Origin of the sequence: Streptomyces yatensis, from assembly GCF_018069625.1 — a bacterium.
Taxonomy (GTDB): Bacteria; Actinomycetota; Actinomycetes; order Streptomycetales; family Streptomycetaceae; genus Streptomyces; species Streptomyces yatensis.
Window position 1 is genome coordinate 6044780 of the sequence record NZ_CP072941.1, and the last position, 12934, is coordinate 6057713.

Annotated in this window: 10 protein-coding genes and 1 tRNA gene; 5 read left to right on the top strand and 6 right to left on the bottom strand. The window is 70.6% G+C overall.

Going from position 1 to position 12934, the window contains the following annotated elements:
• Positions 1 to 24 precede the first annotated feature (24 nt).
• Positions 25 to 807 carry an ABC transporter ATP-binding protein gene (locus tag J8403_RS25445; RefSeq protein ID WP_211125189.1) on the bottom strand — a complete coding sequence of 261 codons (783 nt, stop codon included), beginning with the start codon at positions 805 to 807 and terminating at the stop codon, positions 25 to 27.
• A gap of 403 nt (positions 808 to 1210) precedes the next feature.
• On the opposite strand from J8403_RS25445, the gene J8403_RS25450 reads away from it, so the two are divergent.
• A tRNA-Leu gene (locus tag J8403_RS25450) sits at positions 1211 to 1293 on the top strand.
• Between the two features lie 185 nt (positions 1294 to 1478).
• Complete coding sequence (locus J8403_RS25455; protein WP_211125190.1) at positions 1479 to 2357, top strand: Bax inhibitor-1/YccA family protein; 879 nt, start codon at positions 1479 to 1481, stop codon at positions 2355 to 2357.
• Positions 2358 to 2514: 157 nt separating this feature from the next.
• Here the strand turns inward: J8403_RS25455 and J8403_RS25460 are convergent, their stop codons facing one another.
• The gene (locus J8403_RS25460; protein WP_014061257.1) at positions 2515 to 2745 is read right to left on the bottom strand and encodes a DUF4287 domain-containing protein; all 231 of its coding nucleotides are present in this window, start codon (positions 2743 to 2745) and stop codon (positions 2515 to 2517) included.
• A 120-nt stretch (positions 2746 to 2865) separates the two neighbouring features.
• Between J8403_RS25460 and J8403_RS25465 the strand changes: the two genes are divergently transcribed.
• Entirely contained in the window at positions 2866 to 3207 is a 342-nt protein-coding gene (locus J8403_RS25465; RefSeq protein WP_211125191.1) for a hypothetical protein, read from the top strand.
• Positions 3208 to 3236: 29 nt separating this feature from the next.
• Here the strand turns inward: J8403_RS25465 and J8403_RS25470 are convergent, their stop codons facing one another.
• From J8403_RS25470 to J8403_RS25480, 3 genes are all read right to left on the bottom strand, one after another.
• Positions 3237 to 4157: a hypothetical protein gene (locus J8403_RS25470; RefSeq protein ID WP_211125192.1), complete on the bottom strand. Its 921-nt coding sequence runs from the start codon at positions 4155 to 4157 to the stop codon at positions 3237 to 3239.
• Between the two features lie 300 nt (positions 4158 to 4457).
• Positions 4458 to 5678, bottom strand: coding sequence for an acetyl-CoA C-acetyltransferase (locus tag J8403_RS25475; protein ID WP_211125193.1), 1221 nt, complete (start codon positions 5676 to 5678; stop codon positions 4458 to 4460).
• A gap of 1203 nt (positions 5679 to 6881) precedes the next feature.
• Positions 6882 to 7913, bottom strand: a complete 1032-nt coding sequence (locus J8403_RS25480; RefSeq protein WP_211125194.1) for an SGNH/GDSL hydrolase family protein — start codon at positions 7911 to 7913, stop codon at positions 6882 to 6884.
• 254 nt (positions 7914 to 8167) lie between these two features.
• Between J8403_RS25480 and J8403_RS25485 the strand changes: the two genes are divergently transcribed.
• Positions 8168 to 9553, top strand: coding sequence for a cystathionine beta-synthase (locus J8403_RS25485; protein WP_211125195.1), 1386 nt, complete (start codon positions 8168 to 8170; stop codon positions 9551 to 9553).
• Positions 9554 to 10055: 502 nt separating this feature from the next.
• Entirely contained in the window at positions 10056 to 12386 is a 2331-nt protein-coding gene (locus tag J8403_RS25490; RefSeq protein ID WP_211125196.1) for a molybdopterin-dependent oxidoreductase, read from the top strand.
• A gap of 72 nt (positions 12387 to 12458) precedes the next feature.
• Here the strand turns inward: J8403_RS25490 and J8403_RS25495 are convergent, their stop codons facing one another.
• A complete protein-coding gene (locus tag J8403_RS25495; protein WP_211125197.1) occupies positions 12459 to 12902 on the bottom strand; it encodes a hypothetical protein in 444 nt (147 codons plus the stop codon).
• Positions 12903 to 12934 lie beyond the last annotated feature (32 nt).

Genomic DNA, 12934 nt, shown 5'->3' on the forward strand with positions numbered 1-12934 from the left:
AGGCGGATGGGGGCGCGCCTCGCGTCAGCTCGTACGGCCCTTGGCGTCGAACCGCTTCATGCGGTCCAGGACCGAGTCGGCGGTGGGGTTGCGCAGGTCGTCCACGATCCGGCCGTCGGCGAGGAAGACGACGCGGTCGGCGTAGGACGCGGCGACCGGGTCGTGGGTCACCATCACGATCGTCTGGCCCATCTCCCGCACCGAGTTGCGGAGGAAGCCCAGGACCTCGGCGCCGGAGCGGGAGTCCAGGTTTCCGGTCGGCTCGTCGGCGAAGATGATCTCCGGCTGGCCGGCCAGGGCGCGGGCCACCGCGACGCGCTGCTGCTGACCACCCGACAGCTGGTTGGGCCGGTGCTTGAGCCGCCCGGCCAGGCCGACCGTGGCCACGACCTTGTCCAGCCACGCGGAGTCGGCCTTGCGACCGGCGATGTCCATCGGGAGGGTGATGTTCTCCAGCGCGTTCAGCGTCGGCAGCAGGTTGAACGCCTGGAAGATGAAGCCGATCTTGTCGCGGCGCAGCTGGGTGAGCTTCTTGTCCTTGAGCGTGGTCAGTTCGACGTCGCCGATCCGGGCCGAGCCGCTGGAGATCGTGTCGAGACCCGCCATGCAGTGCATCAGCGTCGACTTGCCGGAGCCCGAGGGGCCCATGATCGCGGTGAACTCCGCCTGGCGGAACTCGACCGAGACCGAGTCCAGGGCGATGACCTGGGTCTCGCCCTCGCCGTAGACCTTGGAGAGATCGGTGGCCCGGGCGGCCGCCGCTGAGGTGCGGTGGGCGGTTTCGACGCCGAAGGGGGTGGTGGTCACGGTGGATGACTCCTGTCGTGCTCTACGGGAGTGGGCGGGACGTCACTCCATGGTTCCGGTTGTGAAGGGGGACGGGATCAGCCCGTGCTCCGGTTCTGCGGGGGGTCTCGCGATGTAGGTGGTGGTGGCGGAGTCCTCCTTGAGGAGGAGAAGACACCCCGGGCGGGGCGTCGAGATTGCGTCAATCCCCAGTTAATGGGGGTTCAGGGCATATCGGCAGGTCCAATGGCCGTCGGCATCTTCGGGTACCCCGCCCCGCTGCTGATGCACCCTCAGTTGCCAATAAAATAAGACAACCTCGGTCCGCGGATTCACTGTGCGGGGGCATGTCCCCGGATAGGCTCGTGCTGCTCTCTTCCAGGGGAGGGCCGTATGCGCTCCGTACGGCCCAGGGGGAACCGCCGCCCGGATGGTGGAATGCAGACACGGCGAGCTTAAACCTCGCTGCCCCTCGCGGGCGTACCGGTTCAAGTCCGGTTCCGGGCACCTTCAGATCCGGTGGGCGCACTCAGCGTGTGTGGATGGTCGCCCCATGTGCGTGCGCGGGGCCCGCAGGGGCCTCGCGCGGTCTCTCCCTGCGTGAAAAGATCCTCCTTGGGCACTAGGGTGCTTTCTTTGCTTACCTATTACTCTTGAGTCAAGGTCGCGCCCGGCGGCCATGGAGGAGTGAGATGAGGAGCAGCAACCCGGTCTTCTCGCGACGGGGGTTCAGCCGCAGCGGCGGCTACGCCGGTTTCGGCGCGGCGCCGCAGGCCGGGAGCCCCGTCGCCGGTCAGGGCAATCCGTACGCGCAGACACAGGCGCCCACGAACCCCTACGCGGCGGGCGACCAGCAGAATCTGACCCCCGAGCAGCTGCAGCAGATGTACGGCGCGCCGCCGACGGCGCCGCCGCAGACCGGCCGGATGACGATGGACGACGTCGTCATGCGCACCGGTATGACGCTCGGCACCGTCATCGTCGCCGCCGCGGCCGCGTGGATCGCGCAGCTTCCGGTGGGCGTGGGCATCGGTGCCGCGCTCGTGGCGATGGTGCTCGGTCTCGTCCAGTCGTTCAAGCGCACGGCCTCGCCCGCGCTGATCATGGGTTACGCCCTCTTCGAGGGTCTCTTCCTCGGCGTCATCAGCCAGGTGTACAACGAGCGCTGGTCCGGCATCCCGATGCAGGCCGTGCTCGGCACGATGGCCGTGTTCGTCGGTGTGCTCGTCGCGTACAAGACCCGTCTCATCCGGGTGAACGCGCGATTCCAGCGCTTTGTGCTCGCCGCCGCCATCGGCTTCGTGCTGCTGATGGCGGTCAACCTGCTGTTCGCCGCCTTCGGCGGCGGGGACGGCCTCGGCTTCCGCAGTGGCGGCCTCGGCATCGTCTTCGGCCTCGTCGGTGTCGTGCTCGGCGCGGCGTTCCTGGCGATGGACTTCAAGCAGATCGAGGACGGCGTCCGGTACGGCGCTCCGCGCGAGGAGTCCTGGCTGGCGGCCTTCGGGCTGACGCTCTCGCTGGTGTGGATCTACCTGGAGCTGCTCCGGCTGATCTCCATCTTCAGGGACTAGCGCCCGTGGTGCGGGCCCCGTCCGCACCACCCGCTCCCACCCGCACCACCTGAAAGGGCCCGCGGAGGCGATGACCTCCGCGGGCCCTTCTTCCTGTGCGGCTTAAGCCGCCCGGTTCGGTGGGTCTGTCATACACGCTTCTGCCTCCGGGCAGCGGCTACAGCAGCTTGCGCGCCGCACGCCTCAAGTCGTGTTCATGGATGATGGCCTTCGCGTGGCCGTACGCGAGCTGGTGCTCGCCGCGCAACCAGCTGACCTTCTCCTCGAAGCGGAAGAAAGCGGGGCCGTCGTCGACCGTGCGCAGCCAGTCGGCAACTTCACGGCCCGTGCACTGGGGGATGCGGGAGAGTAGGTTCCGGTGAGTCTCGTCGGAGAAGATTTGGGACATCGGCGCCTCCGGACGCTTCCATGCCGGCCCCCGGGTCCATGGCCCGGGTTTCCTTCAGCTCACCGTGCCTGAGTGTTCGCCCGTTGGCAACAGTCCCTCAGTGGCGCATACGCTCGGAGCGTGGATGATACGACCCCCCTCCTGACCGCCGTCGACCGGCTCGCCGACCGGCTGCGGGCCCTTCCGCAATCCCGGCTTCGCGCGGGCGCGGCGGCCGAAGGGCTGGCGCTGGCCAGGGAATTGTCGGCGCGCGCACAGCGCCTGGAGGAGCCGGGAACCCCGCCGCGGACCATGCCGGACGCGGGGCTGTTCGTGATCGCCGACCAGGTCGCGGTGGCCGGACATGACTTGGTGCATGCGCTGGAGCGTGCGCCGGGCGGCTCCGGGGGCGGCCGGGCGGCGCAGGGGGTCACCGAGGCGGTGGCGCTGGTGGTGGAGACGGCCCGGCGCTGCGGGGTCTGAGAGCGCCGGCCGGAGGCCGGGGGCTGCCCTTACAGCGAGGCGATGACGCGGTCGGCCAGGACGTACACATTGTCCTCGCCGCAACCGAACGTGAGCGCATACGCACCGGAGACGCCGGAGCCGCCGAGCAGCACCGGGGTGGTGCCCTCGCGCAGCGCGTCCGCCAGCCGGTCGGCCGTCTCGCGGTGGCCCGGGGTCATGCAGATCGTGGTGCCGTCGGCGAAGACATAGACATCGAGGGTGCCGAGGGGCCCGGGGCGCACATCGGACAGCGGGGTGCGGGCGTCGGCCAGCTCGGTGATCCGGGTCACCGTACGGTCGTGGTCGGCCACGGGTGACGACGGGGAGAAGTCGGGGTGGGACGGATGGCGCCGGCGGGCCGCCGCGAGCTCGGCCGACTCCCGGGGCTCGGCCGCCGGCTCCGGCTCGACGCCCAGCTCCAGCTCCACCTCGGCCTCGACCTCGGGCTCCTGGTCCCCGGCGGAGTCCAGGGCCTCGGGACCCAGCGCGTCCAGGCCGAGCAGCGGTTCGAGCCCGGCCAGATCGGCCTGGCGGGGCACGAAGAGCTGCGCGTCCTGGGCGGAGTCCTCGCCGTATCCGCCCGCCCCGCCCAGCAGGGAGTGGGCGTCGGCCGTTCCGGCGGAGTCCCTGGCCTCCTGGGCGGCCCAGAAGGCCCGCGCCTCGGCCAGCTCGCGCTCCCGCTCCTCGGCGAGCGCCTCGGCCACGGCCGCGCGTATCTCGGCGGCCGGGGTGGCGCGGGGTGCGGGCACCGTCACGCCGTTCTCCTCGCCGCCTCCGGCCGCCCGGGCGCCGGCGGCGACGGTGGCCGCGAGCTCGGCGCGCAGCTCACAGATCTGCCGGCGCATACCGCGCGCGGTGTGCAGGGCGGCCGCCCCTACGGCCGTGGCGGTCACCGCGGCCAGGAGGAGGGCAAGAGTCGTGGGGCTCACTGACGTACTCCCGGTTGGCTGTTGATCCCCCGAATTCCTACCTCAGCTTGAGGCTTATCGCCTCCCGACGTCAGTGCATACCATCACCAAATGGACAGAATTCGGTACCGGAAGGGCCTTTGGTCACCGGTGCTGAGCTGGGCAGACGGCTCTCCCCCAGGACCTTTGTCACATCCTGGGGGAGATTCGGTCACGGCTCGATCGAAACCAGTGTCTCAGACGCGGGGCGGCCGGGCCCCCCGGCCCGGTCCGGATCGGTCCAGCGGCTCGGCCGGGCTCGGCCGCCCGGCTCAGGCCGGTTCAGCTCAGACGCTCGATGACCATCGCCATGCCCTGGCCGCCGCCGACGCACATGGTCTCCAGGCCGAACTGCTTGTCGTGGAACTGCAGCGAATTGATCAGCGTGCCGGTGATCCGGGCGCCGGTCATGCCGAAGGGGTGGCCCACGGCGATCGCACCGCCGTTGACGTTGAGCCGGTCCAGGTCGATGCCCAGATCGCGGTAGGACGGGATGACCTGCGCGGCGAACGCCTCGTTGATCTCCACCAGGTCGATGTCGCCGATCGACATCCCGGCGCGGGCCAGCGCCTGCTTGGACGCCTCGACCGGTCCGTACCCCATGATCTCGGGGGAGAGGCCGGAGACGCCGGTCGACACGATCCGGGCCAGCGGGGTCACGCCCAGCTCCCGCGCCTTGGTGTCGGACATGATCACCAGCGCCGCGGCGCCGTCGTTGAGCGGGCAGCAGTTGCCCGCGGTGATCCGGCCGTCGGGGCGGAAGACCGGCTTCAGGCCCTGCACGGCCTCCAGGGTGGTGCCCGCGCGGGGGCCGTCGTCCTGGCTGACGACCGTGCCGTCCGGGGTGGTCACCGGGGTGATCTCGCGCTCCCAGAAGCCCTTCTTGATGGCTTCCTCGGCGAGGTTCTGGGACCGGACGCCGAACGCGTCCATGTCCTCGCGGGTGACGCCCTTGAGTCGGGCCAGGTTCTCGGCGGTCTGGCCCATGGCGATGTACACATCGGGGAGCAGGCCGTCCTCGCGCGGGTCGTGCCAGTCCTCGCCGCCCTGCTCGGCGCGCGTGGCCGTACGGGCCTCGGCGTCCGCGAACAGCGGGTTGTGGGTGTCCGGCAGCCCGTCCGAGGTGCCCTTCTTGGCCCGCGAGACCATCTCGACGCCCGCCGAGATGAAGACGTCGCCCTCGCCGGCCTTGATGGCGTGCATCGCCATCCGCGAGGTCTGGAGGGAGGAGGAGCAGTAGCGGGTGATCGTGCAGCCGGGGAGGTGGTCCATCCCCATCTGCACGGCCACGACCCGCCCCAGGTTGTGCCCCTGCTCACCGCCGGGCGCCCCGCAGCCGAGCATCAGGTCGTCGATGTCGCGCGGATCGAGCTCGGGGACCTTGGCGAGCGCGGCCTGGATGATCTCGGCGGTGAGGTCGTCCGGGCGCAGATCTTTGAGCGATCCCTTGAAGGCGCGGCCGATGGGAGAACGGGCTGCAGAGACGATCACTGCTTCGGGCATCACGGCTCCATGGGGGCGGGGGTGCGGGCTGGGACTGTGAGGGAAGTTACCTGCACGTATCGACAGGGTCACGGGGTGCGGGCTGTGACGCGGAACTCTTTTTTCCAAGCGTACGCTCAGCGCCCCCGGGTTGGCGTCGCCCGCGACGCTTCGTCTCACGCCCCACGGGGCGCCCATACGCCCCCGGGCGCCGCCCGCCCGGGGCCCAGTGCCCCCGGGCCCTGAATATGGGCCGAGCGCCCGCTACCCGGGCGGGCGGCCGATTCCGGGGCCGACGCCCTCGCCCCCGGCGCGCCCAGTACTTGATCTGGTGCAACTAATTCATCAAGCGATTTCGAGAGGGATACCCCACCCCCCGGGCCACGGAGGCTGCCACCCACTCGGCGGACGGTGACGAGGGCCCGGCCGGCCACGGCCCGCTGTCCGGTGTCGGCCTGGCGCCCGGGCCACGGAGGCTGCCCACCCTGGCGGCCGGTGGCGAGGGACCAGCACGGCCCGCTGTCCGGCGTCGGCCTTGGCCCCGTCGGCGGGGGCCGCCACCGGCCTCTGCCCCTTGCGGCCCGGCGGTCGGCGGCGAGGGCTCGGCGGGGCACGTCCGCCGCCGCTGCTGAATTGCGCCGAAGGCGCGAGGCGAGACTCGCGCCCGGCCGGGCAAATCAGTCCGCCCTGGAGGGACATGGCGGCCGGGGCGCGGCCACAGAGGCTGCTACTGGCCCGGCGGCGCGGGCCCGGCCCGGCACCTCCTCCTGTCCGGCGCTGCCGTTGACCCCCGCCGGCGGAGGCCGCCACCGGCCCTCGCCGACTCCGGTCCGGCGGCGGCGCGGGCCCGGCGCGGCACTGCCCGCTGTCCGGCGTTTGCCTCGGTCCCGGCGGTGGGGCCGCCACCGGCCTCTGCCCTTGCGGCCCGGCGGTCGGCGGCGAGGGCTCGGCGGGGCACGTCCGCCGCCGCTGCTCAATTGCGCCGAAGGCGCGAGGCGAGACTCGCGCCCGGCCGGGCAGACCAGCTCCCACCGAAGGGGCCCGCGCCGCTGGTCCAGGGACCCGAGCCGCTAAGCGCTCGCGGGAAGTGCCGTGAGGTGCGGTCGTTCATCCGCGGCGGTGTCGTGGCTGGTCGCGCAGTTCCCCGCGCCCCTTCGGGGCGCACCCGAACCGCACCGGACGTCATCGAGGCCGCTTAGCCCAGGGGCCCGGGCTTGGCCGGGGTCAGCAGCCCGACGGGGGCGGGGGGCTCGGGGACGAGGTGTCCGTGGAGCCGGACACGGCCGCCGGCTCCCTCGTCGCGGGCCGATGACGCCGCAGCAACCGAGCCCAGGGGCCCCGAGCCGCCGTGACCTCGGTGCCCCCCTCCGCGGCCGCCTCGGCCGCCGCCGTGGCGACCGGCAGGATGCCCTCGTCGAGCGTCTCCGGGGCCTCCTCGGGCCACAGGCCCAGCGAGTCGCACAGGGTCGGCAGAACGGCCATCGAGGCCGTCGCGTACCCCTCCGCCGAGGGGTGGAAGTTGTCCGGGCCGAACAGCTCGCGCGGATTGGCCGCGAACTCGGGGCCCAGCAGATCGCCCAGCGAGACCGTACGCCCGCCCTGCTCCACCACCCCGATCGTCTGCGCGGCGGCCAGCTGTCGGCTCAGCCGCCGCGCAACCCAGCGCAGCGGCTGATAGACGGGCTCGATCGTGCCGAGGTCGGGACAGGTGCCCACCACCACCTCGCAGCCGCTCTCGCGCAGCCTGCGCACCGCGTCCGACAGCAGCCGCACCGACTTGGCGGGCGGCATCCGGCGGGTGACGTCATTGGCCCCGATCATGATCACGCATACGTCGGGGAGCAGCTCCGCATCCTCCAGCACCAGCGTGACCTGGCGCTCCAGATCGCTGGACTGCGCCCCCGGCAGTGCCACGTTCCGCAGGTCCACCGGGCGCTCGGCGACCGCCGCGAGCCCCGAGGCGAGCAGCGCGCCCGGTGTCTGACTAGGGCGGTGGACGCCCTGTCCGGCGGCCGTGGAGTCGCCGAGAAAGGCCAGCCGCAGTGGGGGCTGGCCGGTCCTGCGGGCGAAGGCGAAGCCATATCGGCCGTCCGCGCGCGGCGGAGGGTCGTCCGACCCGCCCACGACCCGTTTCGCATGGGACACCTCAGTGAGCAACAACACGGCGGTCACCCCGCCCAGCAGCCCGATCCCGCCGCCCCCGTACGCCGCCGCGGCCGCGATCCGCCGCGCCACCCTCGCCCTCGACATCGACATGGGTCCAGCCCACCTCCGTCCGCACGCGCACGCGCTTCTTTCTCCTTTGTACGCCTCGCTAACAACTTGTTGCCCCGCACAGCCTTCCTCCCAACGCACAGCCTTCTTCCCCGAGCACAGCCTTCTTCCCCGAGCACGGGCTTCCTCCCCACGCACGGGCCGCAGCGCGCAGGCGCGCAATAAGCTGACAGCACGGCGCCGCGACGGCGGCCGCCCCGACGCGGAGATCCCGCGGAACCGGACCAGGAGCAGGTGTGCAGTACTACGAATCGATGATTGAGCTGGTCGGCAACACCCCGCTGGTGAAGCTCAACACCGTGACCGAGGGCATCCGGGCAACCGTCCTGGCCAAGGTCGAATACTTCAATCCCGGCGGCTCGGTGAAGGACCGGATCGCGGTGCGGATGATCGAGGCAGCCGAGCGCTCCGGTGAGCTCAAGCCGGGCGGCACCATCGTCGAGCCGACGTCCGGCAACACGGGCGTGGGCCTCGCCATGGTCGCCCAGCGCAAGGGCTACAAGTGCATCTTCGTCTGCCCGGACAAGGTGTCCACGGACAAGATCAACGTGCTGCGGGCCTACGGCGCCGAGGTGGTGGTCTGCCCCACCGCCGTGGATCCCGAGCACCCCGACTCGTACTACAACGTCTCCGACCGGCTGGTCCGCGAGACGCCGGGGGCCTGGAAGCCCGACCAGTACAGCAACCCGAACAACCCGCTCTCCCACTACGAGTCCACCGGCCCCGAGCTGTGGGAGCAGACCGACGGGAAGATCACCCACTTCGTCGCGGGCGTCGGCACCGGCGGCACGATCTCCGGCACCGGGCGCTATCTGAAGGAGGCGAGCGAGGGCCGGGTCCAGGTGATCGGCGCCGACCCCGAGGGCTCGGTCTACTCCGGCGGCTCCGGCCGCCCGTATCTGATCGAGGGCGTCGGTGAGGACTTCTGGCCGACCGCCTACGACCAGACCGTCGCGGACGAGATCGTCGCGGTCTCCGACAAGGACGCCTTCCAGATGACGCGGCGGCTGGCCAAGGAGGAGGGGCTGCTGGTCGGCGGCTCCTGCGGCATGGCGGTCGTGGGCGCGCTGAAGGTCGCCGAGCGGCTCGGCCCGGACGATGTGGTGGTCGTGCTGCTGCCCGACAGCGGCCGTGGCTATCTGTCCAAGATCTTCAACGATGAGTGGATGGCCGACTACGGCTTCCTGGAGGAGGACGGCCCCTCGGTGCGCGTCGGCGACGTCCTCCAGGGCAAGCAGGGCGGACTGCCCTCGCTGGTCCACATGCACCCCGACGAGACGGTGGGCGAGGCCATCGACGTCCTGCGGGAGTACGGCGTCTCGCAGATGCCGATCGTCAAGCCGGGCGCCGGGCACCCGGATGTGATGGCCGCCGAGGTCATCGGTTCGGTGGTGGAACGCGAGCTGCTGGACGCCCTGTTCGCCCGCCGCGCGGAGCTGACCGACCCGCTGGAGAAGCACATGAGCCCGCCGCTGCCGCACGTCGGCTCCGGTGAGCCGGTCGAGGACCTGATGGCGGTGCTGGGCACGGCGGACGCGGCGATCGTGCTGGTGGAGGGAAAGCCGAAGGGTGTGGTGAGCCGGCAGGACCTGCTGGCGTACCTGGCCAGCGGCGTCAAGTAAGCGCACAGCAGCGGGCTCAACGGGGCCCAACTCGCCCTCCGGGGGAGGCCCGCCAGGGCTTCGGGGAAGTGGTACGCACGTGTCACGCGCCCGCAGCACAGGGTTAACACAGCTCCGGCAGATTAGTGGGTGTCGGAAGGACGACACCGACACCCAGGATGAGGCGACAGGACCTCCGGAGCGGCTCCCGGACCTCCATGGTCGCCTGGACGCGGAAGTCCGGCCCTGACCCGGCCCGCGTCCCCCGCGGGGACCGCCGTCGTCCCGCCCTCGGTGCCCAGCACCGGGGTGCGGCGGTCCCCGCGCAGTCTTTTTGGCGCTCGTTGCGCGAAAATTCCGGGATAACGCTCGATAACCACCTAGGCGTTGATGCGCGCCGAGCGATGAATGTAAACCCCTTTTGGCGTTCGTGACGCACCTGGATCGAGGCTTAGACTGATCAGGCGGCGCGCGTGTATACCGCACGTACCGTGCGTACCGCCGGAAAGGCAAGGGAGACTTTATGGGCGACAGGGCGGGAAATTCCACGCAGACGGCGTCACATTGGGGTGTCTATCGGGTCGAGACCGATCCGGAGACGCACCGAGTTCTGTCCGTCGGCGGAGTGCCCTTCGACCCGGACCCCTCCCCGATCCAGCGCAGCCTGCCGGATGTCGTGCACGGTGGACTGCGTATCGACCGCCCGTATGTCCGTGAGGGCTATTTGCGCTCGCGTAAGGCGAGCCGCCGCGGCCGCGGCGCGGAAGGCTTTGTCCCGGTCGGCTGGGACCAGGCGTACGAGCTGATCTGCGAAGCGTTGCTGGAAGCCCGGGAGGAGTTCGGGAACGAGTCGATTTATGGCGGCTCTTACGGCTGGGCGAGTGCCGGCCGTCTGCACCACGCGCAGAGCACGCTCAAGCACTTTCTGTCGCTGTTCGGCGGCTTCACCGAGAAGGCAGGTGACCATAGCTTCGGCGCCGCGGCGGGGGTCATGCCGTATGTCATGGGGCGGGCCGACATCCCGCATCTCGTGGTGCGCTGGAATGAGATCATCGGCCACACCCGGCTGCTGGTGATGTTCGGCGGCGCGCATGTGAAGAACACCCAGATCGATAACGGCGGCGCGGTCAACCACGAAAACGCCCACTGGTACGCAAAAGCCCGGCAGGCGGGCATCGAGGTCGTCAACATCAGTCCGTCCCGCGCGGATGTGATGGACTCGGCCGGTCCGGAATGGGTGCCGATCCGCCCCAATACCGATACCGCGATGATGCTCGGCCTGGCCCACACTCTGGTCTCCACGGGACAGCACGACGCCGGTTTCCTGGACCGTTACTGCTCCGGTTATCCACAGTTCGAGCGCTATCTGCTCGGCCTGGACGACGGAGTCCCCAAGGACGCGGCCTGGGCGTCACGGATCACCGGAGTGCCCGAGGCGACGATCACCGGACTGGCCCGGCGGATGGCGGGGACCCGGACGCTGATCAACACCAGCTGGTCGGTACAGCGCGCGGACCATGGTGAGCAGCCGGTGTGGATGACGGTCGCGCTGGCCTCGATGCTCGGTCAGATCGGCCTGACCGGCGGCGGTTTCAGCATCGGGTTCGGCGCGCTGAGCGGGAGCAACCTGGCCCGCCCGGCAGGCATCCCCCGTCCGACGAAGCCGATCGGCCGCAATCCGGTGCCGTTCCGGGTGCCGGTGGGCCGGTTGAACGACGCGCTGCTCGACCCGGGAGGCCGGCTCGAGTACAACGGAAAGGTCATCGACCTGCCGCACACCGAGGTGATCTACTCGGCCGGCGGCAACCCGTTCCACCACAACCTGCATCTCAACCGGTTCCTCGAGGGCTGGCAGCGGCCGGGAACGGTGATCGTCCACGAGCAGTGGTGGAATCCGCCGGCCAGGTTCGCCGACATCGTGCTGCCCTCCACGACGACGATGGAGCGCAACGACATCGCCGCTCCCGCGCACGGCAAGTACTGGATCGCGATGCACCAGGTCGTGCCGCCGTACGCCCAGTCACGCAACGACCTGGACATGTTCGGCGAACTGGCCGACCGGCTGGGCTTCGGCTTCGCGTACCACCAGAACCGCGACGAGATGCAGTGGCTGCGCCATATGTACGACGAGGCGCGGCTCATCGCTGAGGAGCGCGGCTTCGACCCACCGGACTTCGACAGCTTCTGGAAGGGCGAGGCCTACGAGTTCGCGGTGCGGGAGGCCGAGCCGGCGCTGTTCGCGGACTTCCGTGCCGACCCGGACGCCGCTCCGCTCAACACACCGTCCGGCCGTATCGAGCTGTTCAGCGAGACGATCCGGTCCTTCGGCTACGACGACTGCCCTCCGCACCCCTCCTGGATCGAGCCGGCCGAGTGGCTCGGCGGGGCGCTCGCCGAGCGCTACCCGCTGCACCTGCTCAGCAACCAGCCGAAGAACAAGCTGCACAGCCAGCTCGACCACGCCCCGCTGAGCCGGAAGGCCAAGATCGGCGGCCGTGAACCGCTCCACATCACCCCACGGGACGCTGCGGCCCGCGGACTGGCCGACGGCGATGTGGTGCGGGTCTTCAACGACAGGGGAGCATTCCTCGCCGGTGTCCGCTGCGATCCGGACCTGCTGCCCGGAGTGGTCCAGGTCTCCACCGGCTCGTGGTACGACCCCATGGAACCGGGGGTGCCCGGGAGCCTGGAGAAACACGGCAATCCGAATGTCGTGACGCTCGACAAGGGCACCTCACGGCTCGCGCAGGGCTCGGTGGCCCAGACATGCCTGGTGGAGGTCGAGAAGTGCGACGATCCCCCCGCCGTCACGGCATTCGACCTGCCCCGGATCGTCACCGCGGAGCAGGCGTAATACCCACACTCCCGCCGGTACGGCCGTAACCCGCCGGGGCGCGGGTCGGCTACCCCGCCGGGGCCCGGCCGGCTACACCTCCTCGCTGTCGGCGGACGCCCCACGGCCCCGCCGCAGCCAGGAGAAGCCCCCCGCGGCGTGGACCGCGTTGACCCCGAAGATCCCCGCCCAGGTGATCAGCAGGCCGGGCAGACCCTCGTTCACCACGCCGATCGCCGACAGCGGGATCGCCAGCACCAAGGAGATCCCGACGAAGGCGAAGCGCTCGCCGACGCCCATGCCATGGGCCTGGTCCGCATGCGTGCCGGTGGCGTACGGGCGGGTGCCGCGGGCCGCCGCCATCTGCTGTTCGGCGAGCTGGCGGCGGACATGCCGGTCCGCCGTATCGTTGAAGCGCTGCTCGACTTTGTCCATGAAGGAGTCGACCAGTTCCGATTCGTACTCCGCACCCAGCTCCTTACGGGTCTGCAGGGCCGCGTCGAGTTCTTTTTTCAGATCCGGGTCACGGGCGTCCATACTCAATGACGGTACGGTCGCGGGGACGCTTT